General features: G+C 56.8%; 13 protein-coding genes. 2 read left to right on the top strand and 11 right to left on the bottom strand.

Going from position 1 to position 16,729, the window contains the following annotated elements; genetic code table 11:
• Nucleotides 1-6 precede the first annotated feature (6 nt).
• The 7 genes from AABB92_RS05460 to AABB92_RS05490 form a co-directional block, all read right to left on the bottom strand.
• The gene (locus tag AABB92_RS05460) at nt 7-867 is read right to left on the bottom strand and encodes a PfkB family carbohydrate kinase (protein ID WP_046288318.1); all 861 of its coding nucleotides are present in this window, start codon (nt 865-867) and stop codon (nt 7-9) included.
• A 2-nt stretch (nt 868-869) separates the two neighbouring features.
• Nucleotides 870-1,727 carry a MurR/RpiR family transcriptional regulator gene (locus AABB92_RS05465; RefSeq protein ID WP_031376910.1) on the bottom strand — a complete coding sequence of 286 codons (858 nt, stop codon included), beginning with the start codon at nt 1,725-1,727 and terminating at the stop codon, nt 870-872.
• Entirely contained in the window at nt 1,727-2,698 is a 972-nt protein-coding gene (locus tag AABB92_RS05470) for an ABC transporter permease (protein ID WP_046288319.1), read from the bottom strand. Before AABB92_RS05470 ends, AABB92_RS05465 begins: the two co-directional genes overlap by 1 nt.
• A gap of 44 nt (nt 2,699-2,742) precedes the next feature.
• The gene (locus AABB92_RS05475) at nt 2,743-4,233 is read right to left on the bottom strand and encodes a sugar ABC transporter ATP-binding protein (RefSeq protein ID WP_031377398.1); all 1,491 of its coding nucleotides are present in this window, start codon (nt 4,231-4,233) and stop codon (nt 2,743-2,745) included.
• 16 nt (nt 4,234-4,249) lie between these two features.
• Nucleotides 4,250-5,290, bottom strand: coding sequence for a sugar ABC transporter substrate-binding protein (locus AABB92_RS05480; RefSeq protein ID WP_031377397.1), 1,041 nt, complete (start codon nt 5,288-5,290; stop codon nt 4,250-4,252).
• Between the two features lie 62 nt (nt 5,291-5,352).
• Complete coding sequence (locus AABB92_RS05485; protein ID WP_046288320.1) at nt 5,353-6,333, bottom strand: TIM barrel protein; 981 nt, start codon at nt 6,331-6,333, stop codon at nt 5,353-5,355.
• 314 nt (nt 6,334-6,647) lie between these two features.
• Nucleotides 6,648-9,005 carry a membrane-bound PQQ-dependent dehydrogenase, glucose/quinate/shikimate family gene (locus tag AABB92_RS05490; protein WP_046288321.1) on the bottom strand — a complete coding sequence of 786 codons (2,358 nt, stop codon included), beginning with the start codon at nt 9,003-9,005 and terminating at the stop codon, nt 6,648-6,650.
• 689 nt (nt 9,006-9,694) lie between these two features.
• Between AABB92_RS05490 and AABB92_RS05495 the strand changes: the two genes are divergently transcribed.
• Nucleotides 9,695-10,675, top strand: a complete 981-nt coding sequence (locus AABB92_RS05495) for a GT-D fold domain-containing glycosyltransferase (protein ID WP_031377396.1) — start codon at nt 9,695-9,697, stop codon at nt 10,673-10,675.
• A 207-nt stretch (nt 10,676-10,882) separates the two neighbouring features.
• Entirely contained in the window at nt 10,883-12,208 is a 1,326-nt protein-coding gene (locus tag AABB92_RS05500) for an MFS transporter (protein ID WP_031377395.1), read from the top strand.
• 33 nt (nt 12,209-12,241) lie between these two features.
• On the opposite strand, the gene AABB92_RS05505 is transcribed toward AABB92_RS05500, so the two are convergent.
• From AABB92_RS05505 to AABB92_RS05520, 4 genes are all read right to left on the bottom strand, one after another.
• Nucleotides 12,242-12,883, bottom strand: a complete 642-nt coding sequence (locus AABB92_RS05505; RefSeq protein WP_031377394.1) for a DapH/DapD/GlmU-related protein — start codon at nt 12,881-12,883, stop codon at nt 12,242-12,244.
• A 612-nt stretch (nt 12,884-13,495) separates the two neighbouring features.
• A complete protein-coding gene (locus tag AABB92_RS05510; protein WP_031377393.1) occupies nt 13,496-14,797 on the bottom strand; it encodes a PQQ-dependent sugar dehydrogenase in 1,302 nt (433 codons plus the stop codon).
• A gap of 12 nt (nt 14,798-14,809) precedes the next feature.
• The gene (locus tag AABB92_RS05515; RefSeq protein ID WP_031377392.1) at nt 14,810-15,217 is read right to left on the bottom strand and encodes a DUF2231 domain-containing protein; all 408 of its coding nucleotides are present in this window, start codon (nt 15,215-15,217) and stop codon (nt 14,810-14,812) included.
• Between the two features lie 165 nt (nt 15,218-15,382).
• Nucleotides 15,383-16,498: an ABC transporter substrate-binding protein gene (locus AABB92_RS05520; RefSeq protein WP_031377391.1), complete on the bottom strand. Its 1,116-nt coding sequence runs from the start codon at nt 16,496-16,498 to the stop codon at nt 15,383-15,385.
• Between the last annotated feature and the right edge of the window lie 231 nt (nt 16,499-16,729).

Here is a 16,729-nt window from a genome sequence, read left to right on the forward strand (position 1 = left end):
GGCTAATCAGTGCGGCAGTCGCGAAACGTGCTCTGCCGCCGCCTGGTTCGCCTCATGAACCGCCGCCGACAGCGTTGCCCCGTCGCTTAAGCGCTGACACAACACCCCGACAAAGCAATCGCCCGCGCCATGCGTGCTGACCAGCGTCACTTTCTGCGCCGCCAGACTCGCGCTGTGGCCCGCCTCGCTATACGCCACGCCATGTTCACCAGCGGTGACCACCACCCGCGCAAAACGTCTGCCCAGCGCCTCGGCTGCGGCCCGCGCCGAAGCCAGATCCTGCACGCCGATCTGACACATATCGCGCGCTTCAATCGCATTCACCACCAGCAGATCGATACAGCGTTCAAACTCCGCCGACAGCGTTCTGGCCGGCGCAGCATTGACGCACACCGCAATGCCACGCGATCGGGCCGCCTGCGCCGCCCGCAGATTGACCGACTCCGGCACTTCATTTTGCAGCACCAGCATCGTCACATCCTGCCAGAAGTCCGGCTGGTCAAACGCCGACAGCGCAATGTGCTGATTGGCGTTAGAGACCACCACCGCGCCATAGTCACCTTCGGCATCGGTAATCGCCACGCTCATGCCCGACGGCAGATGATCGAGGATGGTAACCGCGGCGCAATCCACGCCCGCCTGAAGCAGCTGCTCAAGCAGAAAGCGGCCCTGCGGATCGCTGCCTACCGCTCCGGCAAAGCGCACCGCGGCGCCAGCGCGGGCTGCCGCTACCGCCTGATTCCCGCCCTTGCCGCCAAACTTATAGTGACAGGCGCTGCCCATCACCGTTTCGCCTTTCTCCGGACGATGTGGCGCGTCCAGCATAATGTCGTAATGAAGACTGCCGGTGACTGCAATTTTGCTCATAGCTAGAATTCCCGCAGATCCTGAACCGCATGCTGGGTTTTCATCAGGTTTTTCTCCGCCCGTTTTAAATCTTTTTTCGCGATAGCGACAAACAGCGCATCCAGAATATTCAGCTGGGCGATGCGTGACGCGGCGTTTTCACCTAACAGATGCGATCCCTGAGACGTTGAATTGAGGACCACGTGCGCGCTGCGGGCAATCGGTGATTCGGCATAATTGGTAATGGCGATCACCTTCGCGCCATTCCGTCCCGCCAGTTTCACCGGATCGTTCACGGCACGCGTGGCACCCGAATGACTGATGGCGATAACCACATCGTCATCAGATAACACCGCGGCGGACATCAGCATAATGTGGGCGTCATCATAGGCGGTCGACTTAATGCCTATCTTCAGCATCTTGTGTGAGAGATCGCGCGCAACCGCCGCCGATCCTCCCACCGCATACAGATCGATATGACGCGCTTTAAAGATAATGTCTGCCGCGCGATTAAATTCAGAGACATCCAGAATCGACAGCGTTTCTTCGATTGCCTGAATAGAGGTTCTGAATACTTTTGCCAGCAATTGTTCCGACGAGTCATCCGGCTCAATTTCCGCATGCAGTCCCGCCACCTCAGACTGATTGTAATAAATCAGGCTGCTTCTGAAATGCCGGAAGCCGGTGAAGTTAAGCTTTTTAGTGATCTTAACGATCATCGCCTCAGAGACATTATTCTCACCGGCAATCTCTTTTAATGACGACTGCTCGGTAATATCAGTTCTGGCGATAATCGCTTCAGCAACACGGCGTTCTAACGGCGTCAGCTGGGGCAAACGCATACGAATCTGAGCACCAATGGCTCGCGGATCTTGCTTCATTACTTGCCTCGGGTCGCCCGGTCAATCAACATCGCTATGATAATAATAAGGCCGGTAGCGAGCAATTGATAAAAGGCCTGAATGTTCAGTAAGGTCAAGCCATTACGTAACACGCCGAGGATAATCACGCCAATCAGGGTACCAAACACGCTGCCTTTACCGCCCATTAGCGAGGCACCGCCAATCGCCGCCGCCGCGATAGCATCCAGCTCCCACAGGTTACCGATGGTGGGCTCCGCCGCGCCCAGTCGGCCAATCAGGATCAGCGAAGCCAGTGAGGCCAGCAGACCAGAGAAGATATAGACCGTGACTTTGGTGCGCTTCACCGGTACCCCGGCGACCCGCGCCGCCTCTTCGTTGCCACCGATGGCCAGAATGTATTCGCCCAGCGGAGTTTTGTTCATCACCGTCCACAGCAGCAGCGCAATCACCGCCACCACCACAATCGGCATCGGAACCCCGAACAGGGTGCTGTTAACCACGCTGCGAAACGACAGTGGAATCCCGAAGATCGGATTGCCGCCGGTGTAAATCAGCGCGATGGCCCGGAACAGCGACAGTCCGCCAAGCGTGACGATAAAGGGTTGCAGACCGGCATAGGCAATCAGCGTGCCGCTGAACAGGCCACACAGCGCCCCGACGCCCAGCGTAGCGAGGATCGCCAGCGGCACCGGCACACCCGCCACCATCAGGGTCGCGCCCAGCACCGCCGACAGCGCCGCGGTCGGACCGACCGAGAGGTCGATACCGCCGGAGATAATCACCAGCGTCATCCCCAGCGCGATTAAGGCGTTAATCGAGGACTGCTGCAAAATATTCAGCAGGTTAGGCAGGGTAAAAAATACCGGCGACAGAAAGGAAAATGTCACCACGATAATTAATAATCCAATTAAGGTACCGGCGTCACGCAGATTAAATTTCAGCAGTGCGGGCATGCGCACACCCGCCTGGGGGGTCGTCTGAGTCATCATAGTTATAACCTTCAATAGGGTCCGATAAGAGGTCAGGCAGTCGGTTAAATCTGTTTAATGGCAAAGCGGGCAATATTCTCTTCGGTGATCGCGCTGCCGGTTAATTGCTGGGTAATCCGCCCTTCACGCATCACCAGCACCCGGTCGGCGATCCGCATGATTTCGGTCATTTCAGACGAGACCACCACAATGGCTTTGCCCGCCTGAGCCAGTTTTTCAATTAAATGGTAAATTTCGGACTTGGCACCGATATCAATACCGCGGGTCGGTTCATCAAATAAAAACACGCTGGCATCCGCCGCCACCCAGCGACCAATAATCACTTTTTGCTGATTACCGCCGCTCAGCGTGCCGATGCTTTTCCCGATATCCAGCGGTCGCAGTTTCAGATCGCCCATCACCGTCTGCGCTTTGCGGTTCAGCCGCGCCTGGCTGAGCAAGCCGCCGACGGTGAAATGGTGCATCGAGGGCAGCGCCATATTCATCTTCACCGCCCGCTCTTTAATGATGCCCTCTTTTTTGCGGTCTTCCGGCACCAGACCGATGCCGGCTTTGATGGCGGCACGCACGTTATGGTTCTTTACCGGATTGCCGTTCACGCTCACCGTACCGCTGGTGCGTTTGTCGATGCCGGCAATCAGCTTCAGCAGCTCAGTACGGCCAGCGCCGACCAGCCCGGCAATGCCCAGTACTTCACCGGCCCGCACGCTGAAGTTCGCCGCCACCACCTGATTGCCGCGTCCGAGGTTCTCCACCCGCAGCACTTCGCGGTCGCTGACGAACGCCTGGTGATCGAGCTTGTCGATCTTACGCCCGACCATTTTGGCAACGATGCTCTCTTCATCCTCATCACAGATATTGACCACCCCAACCTGCCTGCCATCACGCATGATGGTGGCCCGATCGCAGACCCGGAAAATCTCATTCATCTTGTGTGACACGTAGATCAGGGAGACGCCGGTCGACTTGAGGTCGGCAATCAGCTCGGCCAGCCGGTCAAACTCGGTCGGCGTCAGGCTGGAGGTCGGCTCATCCATGGCGATGATTTTGGCGTCATCGAGCAGCGCGCGGGCAATTTCAACGATCTGCTGCTGCGACACCTTGAGATTCTTAATCGGCGTGCTGGGATCGATGCTCGGGTCCAGCGTTTTCAGGATCAGCGTCGCTCGTGCCAGCTGGGCGCTTTTATCCACCCAGCAGCCGCCGGCTCGGGTCAGCGGACGACCGAGAAACATATTCTGCGCCACCGAAAGTTCCGGAACGTGCTGCAGCTCCTGATGAATCATCGCGATACCGGCGTGGCGGGCGCTGAGCGGATTCTTCATCTGCACCGCCTGCCCGTTGACGCTGATTTCGCCACTGTCCGCCGCCCGCACGCCGGAGAGAATGTTGAGCAGCGTTGATTTGCCGGCCCCGTTCTCACCAATCAGGGCATGCACTTCGCCGGGCCGCACTGAAAAATCAACGTTCTGCAGTGCGGCGGCGTTGCCGTAGGTTTTACTGATGCCACGCATCATTAAACGATTCTGTTCCATGGGCGCTCCGCCTGGCTTACTGCTGAGTCAGCAGCTGACGTAACCGGGTGTTGTCTTTGGTCGAAAAGGCCTCGACGTTCTCTTTAGTGATCAGCGCCTGCGGAGTTGAAATCACCCGTGAAAGTTTCTGGCCGTTGATCAGGCGAATCATCACATCCATCGCCACTTCGCCGGTCAGCACCGGGAAACTGTCCACCGTGCCGGTCAGTTCGCCGCGCTTGATCGAGGCGTAGGCGTCAGAGATACCGTCGGTACCAAAAATCGCTACCTGCGCCGCTTTGTTCTGCGCCCGTACCGCTTCCACCACGCCAAGCGCCATGGTGTCGTTGTTGGCGTAGAACCCGATCAGATCCGGGTGCTGTTGCAGAATGGTCGAGGCGGCGTTAAACGCCTGCTCGCGACTCCAGTTGGCCGGTACGCTGGCGGCAAGGGTGAATTTGCCGTTGGCCTGCAACGTCTCCTTGAAACCACGGGTACGCTGTCCGGCGGCGTAGACGCCCGGCTGCCCTTCAATCACCGCCACTTTGCCGCCCTGCGGATGATGCTCAATAAACCATTTGGCTACCCGCACGCCGTTGTCTTTCTGCACGTTACCCACGTAATACTGCGCATTGGGCATCACCGCATCGTTAACGTTAACCACCGGGATATGTTTGCTGTTGGCGGTCTCCAGTGCCGGTTCGAGGTTGATGTCGGTCTGCGGCGAGACCAGCAGGCCGTTAAAACCCTGCGAGATCAGGGTTTCGGCGATCGACAGCTGGCCGAGCTGATCGTCTTCATTAGCTGCCGCCTGATAGGCAACGGTGAAGCCATATTTTTTCGCTACGTTCTGATAACCCTGGCCGAGCGAGCGCCAGTATTCATTGGTCAGGGTTTTCGATACCCCACCAATTTTCAGCGATTTGTCCGCTTTGGGCAGAGCGCCATATTTGGTATCGAGCTGGGTCCAGTCAGTGCGATCCGGTTCAGTGTCGGACTGCAGCGGAGCCAGTTCCGCCGCATAGACGGTGCTGCACATCAGTGAGGAAGCGATGACGGCGAGCAGGAGTTTCTTCATACAATGGCCTTTTCTTCTCGGGTGTTGGGTAGAGGTTTTTTGTTTTATCGGCGCTGAAGCCGTTAGCGCGCCAGCATGATGTCATTGACGATCTGCTGTGACGCGACTGCATCCTGGCGATCGATTGCCGCCTGTAATGCCGCGTTATCATCCAGCTGCTGACACAATCTCAGTAAGCGGGTGACGGTGGCGATATTGCTTTCCGCTTCACGAATCGGGTCAAGGCCGCTGGCATCCGGGAAGGTATCGAAGTAGTAGGCTCCGCTGTATCCGTCACGCTGCATCTGCCAGAGAAATTCCAGCGTGGCGCGTGGATTGACCGAACCCACCATCAGTCCGTCATCGCGTTTGCCCCAGCCGTCGTTCAGGTCGAGCCCCAGCAGGCGGGAACGGCGTGCCACCATTGCCGCAGCGTAAGCCGGGATCTCATTGGCAAACAGCACGTGGGCGAAATCGAGCGTAATGCCAAGGTTCGGGCAGCCCGCCTCTTCCACCGCCAGCAGGCAGGTGGTGGCGTTAGGGAAAATGCTGTACGCCCGAGGCTCGTTGGGTTTGTATTCAATGCTGACGTCAACGTCCGGCGCATATTCCGCCACTTCACGTACCGCGCTGACCGCGTCTTCCCAGATCTTCTTGTAATCCGCCTGGAAGCAGTAATCGAAACCATCCTGCCCCATCCACAGCGTCATCAGCCGTGAGCCAAATTCCCGCCCGGTATCAATGCCGCGCTTGGTCAGCTCAATCGCTTCACGGCGTATCTTCGCATCCGGATGGGTAAAGGCGCCGATTTTGAACTGCGGCGCATCCCAGCGCATCTGCATGCCGTTAACGGCCAGACCGGCGTCGGCAATCGCCTGACGCAGCGTCGGGATGTCACTGGTGAGGTGCTGTGGGTAATTGAGATCGAGATGGGTTAAGCCCTTCACCTTACCCGCACGGGCAATCATCTGCAGCACCGACGGCTTGCCCGGTAAATCGGGCCAGTAGAGATGAGCGCCCGAGGCGAAGGAGTTAAGACGGGTGGCGAATTTCAGTTCGGACATGGGGATCAATCCTTCAGATAGCGACTTGTGATGTACTTTCCATATTCACGGTTATTTGTGAAGTTATGCATTAATCTACTCTCTGTGCCCGGCTGCGCAAGCGTCACTGCGGTGCTGAATCTCTGAACTGAGAGAGCCATCACGAAATAGTTTCACAGGGTGATTAGATAACGCGCCGGAACAGGTAGCGGAAAAAACAGCCACAACAAGGGCTTACATCTGGAAAGGGGCTGACGGGATGAAGATGAAAAAAACGGTGCGGGATCAGGAAGGAAAAAAGCTGAGCGCCAGCCAGCGGCGCCCAGCCTGTCAGGTTACTTCAGGCGGAAAGCGACGACGCTGTCGCCCGCCGTGGTGCCGAGCGAACCGTGTCCGCCGGCTGCAATGACCACGTACTGCTTACCATCTTTACCCATAAAGGTGGATGGCGTGGCCTGCGCGCCAGCGCTCAGTTCGGTCTGCCACAGCAGCTCGCCGGTGGTGCTGTCATAGGCACGGAAGAAGTTATCCGCCGTCGCACCGTGGAACACCAGATCGCCAGCGGTCAGTAACGGACCACCGTGTGCCACCATCCCCATCGGGAAGCCGATTGGGAAACGGCCCGGCAGGAAGCTGGTTTTCAGGTTTTTGGTGTTACCAACCCGACGCAGCCATTCGGTTTTGCCGGTTTTCAGATCGACACCGACCATACGTCCCCACGGTGGCGCGATGCACGGAATGCCGAGGCCAGAGGCCAGCTGCTGGATGTGAATCGCATAGTCGCCGTGGAAGTTTTCATTCCAGTACGGCGCACCATCTTTGGTGAAGGTACGCTGGGTTTCGGTTTCCGGCGTGCGCTTGATTAGATTGTATTTGTAGGCCAGACGGACTGGCGCAGCAATCAGCATCTGACGCTGCGGGTCAACGGCCACCGAGCCCCAGTTGAACACCCCGATGTTGCCCGGGAAGATCAGCGAGCCTTTCTCGGTTGGCGGCGTCCACGGGTTACCGTCGTAACGCAGCTCACGGAAATCGGCCCGGCAGCTCATCTGGTCAAACGGCGTGATGCCCCACATCGACTTTTCAGTCAGCGGCTGTGGAATGAAGTTAAGGCTGGAAACCGGCTGAGTGGCGGCATACTGTTCGCCTTTGATGCCATCAGTCGAGACCTTAACCTGCTCCACCGGATACACCGGTTCGCCGGTCAGACGGTTCAGCACAAACAGGTTGCCGGTTTTGGTCGGCAGGATCACCGCCGGTTGTGACTTGCCCTGATAGTCGATATCAATCAGCGAAGGCTGTGACGGATTGTCACGGTCCCACAGATCGTGGTTTGAACTCTGATAACGCCATTTGAAGGCACCGGTTTTCAGATCCAGTGCCACCAGCGCATCGCGGAACTTCTCGGTGTTGCTGTTTGGGTCACGCTCAATGCCAACTTCATCCGGCGAGGCGTTGCCAAACGGCACGTACACCAGGCCATTTTTCAGGTCAGCGCTCAGGGTCGCCCAGGCAACCGGGGTATCCTGCGGATAGGTGGCGGCGGCTTCTACCGGCGCGGTCTTCTCCGGATTGGCCGGATCGAAGTTCCACACCAGACGACCGGTGATCGCATCGTAAGCACGGATCACGCCAGACGGGTTACCGGTGTTGAAACCGTTATCCATCACGGAGCCACCGACAATCACCAGATTGCCAGCAACCAGTGGCGCAGCGGTCTGCATCAGCGCATGAGGACGTACATCGCCCATGTTAGCGCGCAGGTTCACCACACCGTTATCACCGAAGTCGGCGCAGGCTTTACCGGTATCGGCATCCAGCGCAATCAGGCGGGCATCGGTGGTGGCGTTGAAGATACGCTTGCGGCACAGGGCCGGCTGTGCGCTGCTCTGCGACTGCGCTGACTGGCCCGCGTCGAAGTAGCTGACGCCGCGACAGGTCTGGTGCTGCTGCAGATAAGAGCGGTTTTTATCCGGCGCAGTCTTCCACTTCACCGCACCGGTTTCCGGGTCGAGCGCATGGACTTCGTTATGCGGCGTACAGAAGTAAAGCATGCCGTTGGCTTTCAGCGGCGTCGCTTCAAAAGTGTACTCGGTGGCATCATCACCCTGACGCAGATCGCCGGTATGATAGGTCCACGCGACTTCCAGATCTTTCACGTTGTCTTTGGTGATCTGATTCAGCGCCGAGAAGCGCTGGCCGTCAGTGGTCCCGCCGTAGGCACTCCACTCATCGGCAGCACCGTTAATGGCTGATGGCGTGCGTGCGTTGCTGATAGTGCCGTGCTGCGGAACCGGATCGTAGAAGCACAGACCGATCACCAGCAGCACCATCAGGATAACCGTACCACCCAAAAACGGATGGAAACGACGCTGTCCCTGATAGAGCGAACGGACCACCCACGGCAGTGCCAGCCAGACGCCCAGCACGCCAAACAGGTCGCCGCGCGGGATCCACTGCCACTTATCGAAGCCCACTTCCCAGATAATCCAGAACAGGGTGATCCACATCAGCAGCGCATAGAGCGTCAGCGCGCTGCGCTTGTTCATAAACAGCAGGATAGCGCTGAGCAGAACGCCCACGCCGATTAGCGCATAGAATGCACTGCCTCCCACCAGCAGGAGTTGTCCTCCCATGTAAATCAGGGCGATAGCAAATATCGCCATGATTACACTGGTAATTTTGTTAATCATGATCCATCCTCGGGTCATTAGCGGCGGTAGAAAATCAAATTAGAAAACATAAAATCAACGGGATTTTAACTAACGTAAGAAATATGTAAAAACATGTCGAAAGGTAAGACATTAGTCGGACTTATTAATATCCCTCCCCTCAATAGCCTAATCGCCGGTTTTTTTACTTTCCGAAGCGGTAAAACCGCGACATTCATCACAAAAAATTAACCAATCGGCTGAATGAATCGCACCTTTTGTTCAAAGCTGTGGATTTAATAGACAAGTTACGCTTCAGCAATACGGCGCGGCAAAGTCGCTTAAGCCTTTTTCAACTGACAAAATATCGTAATCAGAAATCACGGGGCTGACTGCAATAAATCTTAACCCAGCCACAGAATAAGCAGCGCTTATTTTCATATTTAGCTCACACGGTCTGAAATAGAGCCTCTGAACAACAGGTTAACGCTGCCCGACCCGCCAACCTTTAATTGAACGCCATTTTTCTGTTTAAAACGTTTGTTTATCCCGCACCCGATAAACCTGATTAAATATTAACAATGCTGTTAACTCATCGCGCTAAATAGCTTTAAGATATTCCTCATCCTGGCAACTTTTAGGCGATGTGATATAGATCAGGCACAGCTTTAATTCCGTTAATGCGGGCGCAGCTCATTTATCGCCGGCAAAATAAAACAGGCAGGCTAACCATGTCGGCAGTAAATGCGATTTATCGTAAGATTCGTTTTCCCTTTAAATTTATCAATGCAGCGCTTCGCTATCCGGCCGCCCAGGCCAGAGTTAAATCTTATTCAGTCATGTCGATAGAAGAGACTATTGATCGGCTATTAAGCGATCCGCAGTTATCGCTGGCCCGCTACGGCGATGGTGAGCTGGAGATGACCTATTATAAGAACATCGGTTTTCAGCCCTTTGATCCGCGCCTCTCGGCCAGGCTTAAGGCGCTATTGCAGCAGGGCCCGCAGGCCAATCCGCACTGCCTGCTCTGCCTGCCGGACGCCTTTCGCACTACGCGAAATATGCGCAATGGATCGGCCCTGTTCTGGTTCTTTCACAAGTCGTTTTATTTTAAATATTATCACTCTCTGCTGAATAAGCAGTACCAGTACGGTAATACCTCGGTAACCCGACCTTATCACGATTATAAAACCAAGCAGTTATCCCGCACCATTTTTGATAAATTTAAACTGCTGTATAAAGACCGGCGGGTATTAATTGTCGAGGGCAGCGGAACGCGGCTGGGATTAGGCAATGATTTACTGGCGGGCGCGCGTGAGGTTAAACGGATCACCACGTTAAACCGTAACGCCTTTTCAATTTATGACCGCCTGTATGCCGCCGTTTTATCCCATGCGGCTGATTTTGATCTGGTCTTAATTTCACTCGGTCCAACCGCAACGGTACTGGCTTACGATCTCAGCCAGCAGGGCATTCGCTGTATTGATAGTGGTCACGTTGATATTGAATATGAATGGATGCTGGCCAGTGCCACCGATAAAATTAAAGTGGCGGGCAAAAACGTTAATGAAGCTGGCGTGCTGTTGAGCGAACAGAGTGCGGTGGCCGATGCCGGTTATCAGCTACAGGTACTGCAACATGTCGGCGAACTGGCCGAGCCGCCGCAAATGCCGCTGCCTCACGCCAGTCGGGCGCAGCACAACGCGGCCTGAGCCAGAGCGCTCCCTGTTATCAGGCATTCACTGCACCGGATTGATGCGCAGGCGAATAATTAGCCGGGTAATTCTTCATCACGGCTCGCCAGTCAGGCGGGCCGCAGCGCCTGCTCCCGCGGCTCCCTCCGCCTTTTCAGCCCTGTCCGCGTTTCCGGCACTCATTTTGCTTCATCGATCCTGTTAACCCCATTCAGGAGAAGTGAGATGAAGGCCAGCCGTTACCGTTACACCATATTTTCACTGTTGTTCCTGATCGCCCTGATCAACTACATCGACCGCGGCGCGCTGTCGTTTGCCGCCAACGCGATTGCCACCGAGTACCACTTCAGTAAAGTTCAGCTGGGTGCTGTGCTGGGCTACTTTGGCTTCGGCTATCTGTTTGGTTCACTGTGCGGCGGCTTTCTTGCCGATCGTATCGGCACCAAAAAGGTCTGGTTACTGGCGGGCGTACTCTGGTCGCTGCTGGAAATCGCTACCGCCTGGGCCGGTGAACTGGGTATGGCGCTGTTTGGCGGTTCCGCCATTATGGGCTTTGCCGCCCTGCGCATCCTGTTTGGCTTCTCGGAAGGTCCCGCCTACGCGCTGATGAACAAGGCGATTGCGCACTGGGCGCCGGATAACGAACGCGGCTTTGCGCTCGGCATTGGCCTGCTCTCTACCCAGGTTGGCGCGCTGCTGACCGCGCCAATTGCGGTCGGGCTGCTGCTGCTGACCGGTGACTGGCGGATGATGTTTATTCTGCTGGGCGTGTTTTCGCTGCTGGCGATGGCGCTGTTTGCCCGCACCTTCAGCGACGGTCCGGAGAGCAGTCCCGCCACCAGCGCCGCAGAACGCAAGCTGATCCTTGACGGCCAGCGTCAGCGTGCGGCCGATGGCGTGGCGCTGCCGTGGTGGCGCTTCTTCACCAGCCGCACTCTGGTATGCAACGCGCTGGGCTACTTCTCCTTCCTCTACATCACCTTTACCCTGGTGACGTGGATGCCAAAATACCTGCAGGATAATTTCCATTACGACCTGCATTCGCTGTGGTACGTGGCGATGATCCCGTGGAGTGGTGCCTGCCTGACCGTGCTGCTGGGCGGGCGCATCGCCGATACCCTGCTGGCCCGTTTCAATAACCTGCGGCTGGCGCGCAACCTGTTCGCCGCGGTCACGCTGTGCGGCACCGCCTGTTGCTTTATGGCGATCCCTTACGTGTCATCAGCCGCCGGGATTATTGCCCTGATGACGCTGGGTAATGCGCTCAACGCGCTGGTGAATAACGTCTACTGGTCAGTGGTGATTGACGTCACCCCGAAAGCCTCGGTCGGCACCTACAGCGGCATGACGCTGGCGATTGCCAATCTGGCCGCGATTATCTCGCCGATGTTATGCGGCTGGCTGGCGGAATATTACGGCTACAACGCGATGTTTACCGTCACCGCGCTGATTGCGTTTGGCAGTATGCTGGCGATGACTCTGCTGCAACCGGAAAAACCGCTGGTCGCTGATACCGCGTCGTCTGAGGTGGCGGAGACGTCGGTGGCGTGATCGTCGTCGCCCCGGTTCGCGCCGGGGCGATCGTTATGCGCTCCGCAAATCGTGACGATCGCAGAACAGTTCAATATCGCCCTGCTGAAAATCCGCCAGGTTAGCCAGCAGTTTCTCCAGTGGCCAGTTCCACCAGGCAATACGCTGCAGCCGGGCGGCAATCGCCGGGGTAAACCGCAGCCGCAGCGGCCTGGCCGGTACGCCGCCGACCACGCTGTAAGCCGCCACATCCCTGGTCACCACCGCACCTGCCGCCAATACCGCCCCATCGCCAATGGTGACACCGGGCAGCACGATAACCCCGTGGCCAATCCAGACATCGTGACCGATGGTCACCCGATCGGCACGCCGCGCGGCAAAGAAACCGCCATCGCGCTGGGCGTCAGGGTGGTAATACTCCGGGCAGTAGGTGAAGCGATGCTGAGAAGCGCGATCCATCGGATGATTGGGCGCGCCGATGCGCACCTGATTAGCGATGGCGCAGAAGCGGCCAATCTGGCTATCGGCGATGCTGCAATGTTCTCCGACGTATGAGAAGTCCCCCAGCTCGCAATATTCCAGCGTGCTGTGGGCCAGAATTTCACACTGCTGGCCGATGCGGGTTTCACGCAGGCGCACACTCTCATCAATCCGGGTGTGCTGGAGTCTGGCGGGCATAAGGGTGGCAACTGACATAACACTCCCAATCGCGAAAGGTAACGCCAGGCTGGCGTCACGCTGTCGCGCCACTCTACCCGGCCAGCATGACAGGCAATTGACAGCGAAAAAAGGCGGAGTGGTTAGCTCCGCCTTGATTCAAGTTCCGGTTAACCTGCGTGACCGGTCAGTTGCATAAGGGCAACGATGATCTGCAAGATGACCCGGATGAGATCCAGAATCAGCTTAGTCAGTTCCATCACTTTCCTTCTCCTTTAACAGGAGCGCGCTGTTCGGCAACCGAGGCTTTGACTCTACCCGCCGGGCGCCTAAGCACATCTTTGTGGAGAGGGCTGAGCGGCACTCATGGTTAAAGCCACAGGCCAGCACCACCTGATGCCTGCCGGGATTTTGGAAACCGTGCCCCTGGGAGCGGCCAGTCGACAATGAGGCTTCGCTCAACACCCAACACATGTATAAACATACAGTATTTTGGCGAAACTTGAAATCCTTAGCCGCACATTTTACAATCTGCTGTGTGGAGAGTGCTGAGCACCTCGTTCGCAGCGCGGTTACCAGCCGGGTAGCGAACAAAAAAATAAAGGATTTGGCATTACGCCAAATCCTTTTTTTATGCCCGTCATAAACCGGTTAGTTGGCGGCGCTGATCCGCCAGACGGTATTGCCGGCATCATCGGCGATTAATACGCCGCCCTGCTGATCGCTGGCCAGGCCAACCGGCAGACCCCGCACCTGCTTCTCATCCTCCGTCAGAAAACCTGATACCACCGTCTGCGGCTGCCCGACCGGCTTGCCGTTTTCAAACTTCACCCACACCACTTTGTAGCCGTTGAGCGGCGTGCGGTTCCAGCTGCCGTGCTCACTGATAAAGGCACCCCCGCGGTACTGCGGCATGTTATCGGCGCTGTAAAACAGCAGTCCGAGCGGCGCGACGTGCGAGCTGAGCGCGTAATCCGGTTTTATCGCCTGCTCAACCAGGTCAGGACGCTGCGGTTCGGCACGGGTATCGACATGCTGACCATAGTAGCTGTAGGGCCAGCCGTAGAAGCCTTTGTCCTGCACCGAGGTCAGATAGTCCGGCACCAGATCGGAACCGATTTCGTCACGTTCGTTGACAATGGCCCACAGTTTGCCGCTTTGCGGCTCCCACTGTAAGCCGGTCGGATTGCGCAGCCCGCTGGCGTAGATACGACTGGCACCGCTGGCAGCGTCCACTTCCAGCACCGCTGCCCGCCGGTATTCGGCCCCGATGCCGTTTTCAGTAACGTTACTGTTGGAGCCGACGCCGACGTACAGTTTGCTGCCGTCCGGGCTGGCTAACAGCGATTTAGTCCAGTGGTGGTTAATCGGCCCGCCCGGCAGTTCGGTCACCTCTTCCGGCGCGGTGCGGATTTCGGTTTCCCCTTCGCGATACGGGAATTTCACCAGGCTATCAGCATTGGCGACGTAGAGCGTGTTACCAATCAGCTGCATACCAAACGGCGAATGCAGGTTTTCGATAAAGCGATGCTGCTCCCATTTACCGTTGACGTTACGCAGCAGCGTGATGCGGTTGCCACCGGCACCGCCTTTGCCTGAGGCTTTCTGCACGATGCCCATAATCAGCTGTTTAGGTCGGGTGGTTGGCTTTGCCGGCCCGTTTGATTCCGCTACCAGCACATCGTTATTCGGTAACACATAGACCTGGCGCGGATGCTGCAGATTCTCGGCGATTTTCTCGATTTTCAGCCCCTGCGCCACTTTTGGCATTTCGCCCGCTTTCCACGGCGTGCCTTCCGGCACCTGCATTGGCGGCATAAAGAAGTTCTGCGCCTGCGGCAGTTCCGGGTTGGGTCCAATCTGCTTCTGCGGATCGACCAGCGCGCCATCATCACAGCCCACCAGCAGGGCTGTCAGGGTGAGCGCCAGGATAGATTTATGCTGCATTTTCATGGTGGCTCCTCCTTAAGCGCTACGCTGACGTAACGCAAGTTGCACATTCGCCAGCAGCAGCAGCGCCACCACCAGCGTGGAAAGCGTTACGCCAAGCGGGATCACAGCGGCAGCGTCGCGACTGTGGATAAACGCATTGACGATAGCGATGACAATCGCCACCAGCCACAGCCAGAAATGGCTCTTTTCTGCACTGTCGCTGCCGCGGAACAGATAAACCAGCGCGATGAGTCGCGGCACAATAGCCAGCACCAGCCCCAGCGCGATCAGCCAGCCGGCGGCGTCGGTCCAGAACTGGACAAAGGTCTGGCTATAGAGGATATCGAACAGCCAGGCCGCGACAAAAAAGCCCAGCGGCACCGGCTCCAGCAGAGCGTACAGCGTCACGGCGAATGCCGATCTTCCCGAGGTATTGCGCATGTTTCTCTCCATTTCAACGATGAATGTGGATCAGGCCAGACGTCAGGCTGCCAGTAGCAACCGATCTCGCGCCTGTAAAAGATTAGTAAACATGAAGAAAAGCGAAGGGTTAATTCGGCATGAAGTGAAAATCAGGGCGGTGACCGCCGGGTCACCGCCTGGGGATCAGGACTTATCGGCGGGCAGCGTCACCCAGTAGCCGGGCTGATACGGCAGCGGCAGGAACTGCTGATGAAACTCACGGAAGGTCGCGTCCGGATCGAGATCGGCAAACAGATCGGGATGCAGCCATTTGGCCAGCGCCTGAATCGCAACAAACTGATACGGGCTGTCATAGAACTGATGCCAGATGGCGTGCGCGTTGCCGTTGTGCGCCACCGGCAGGGTTTTGAACGCGTCCCGCATCATCAGGGCTTTCAGCCGTGCGCTGGCGTCTGTCAGGTTGGCACCCGGACCGACGCCGACCCACTTACCGACGGTGTTGTAGTTCTTCCAGTTGGCACCGGTCACCACCACCACATCCGGCTGGCTGGCAATGATCTGCTCCGGGTTAACCGTGCCAAACGTGCCGGGGATCAGATCCTTCGCGATGTTGCGTCCGCCGGCCATCTCCACCATCTGACCAAAGTTTTCATTACCAAAGGACATGCAGCACTCATCGCTGTAGCCGCCGGCCCGATCAATCATCACTTTTGGCCGGTAGCCGCTAAAGTTCGCCAGCTTCGAGGTCACCCGGTCAATCTGCTGCTGACGAAAACGAATAATCGCCTGCGCCCGCTCCGGCTTGTTCAGCAGTTCGCCCATGATGTGGATGCTTTTCTCTGCGTTAACAAACGGCGATTCACGGAAATCGATAAACACCACCGGGACGCCAACAGCCTGAAGCTTCTCGATCAGCTTGCCTTCGTCAGTTGCCGCTTTCGATTCGAGGTTCATCAGCACCAGATCGGGCTTCAGGGTGAGCGCCTGCTCAACGTTGAAAGTGCCATCTTTTGCGCCGCCAAAAGTCGGCAGCTGTTTAATCTGCGGATAGCGCTGCTCATAAGCCTGGTAACCGTCCCAGTCCGCTTTAGGAAAATCATCGCGCCAGCCGATCACCCGCTTAAACGGCGCATCGGTATCAAACGCTGCCAGCAGGTAAATCTGCCGTCCCTCACCCAGAATGATGCGTTTTGCCTCCTGCGGCACCTCGACCTGGCGTCCGGCCACATCGGTAATGGTTTTGGCCGAAGCCATCCCTGTCAGCGTGATTAGCCCCAGCGCTAAAAGCCATTTTTTCATAGTCAGAGTCCACAGTAATGATAATGAGAATTATTAATATAAAGCGGCGTTACTATCACCTAAAAACAGAATCGGGGGAAGTGATGGCACGAAATGTTTTTGCGCTGGGTCGCAGCGCAGCAGAGCCTGCGCAATCGCCGGGGTTTGAAGTTTGGGGTTTGGGTTTGGGTTTGGGTTTGGGTTTGGGTTTGAAGTTTGGGGTTTGGGTTTGGGTTTGGGGTTTGGGTTTGA

The sequence above is a fragment of the Pantoea brenneri genome (assembly GCF_038594305.1).
GTDB classification, from domain to species: domain Bacteria; phylum Pseudomonadota; class Gammaproteobacteria; order Enterobacterales; family Enterobacteriaceae; genus Pantoea; species Pantoea brenneri.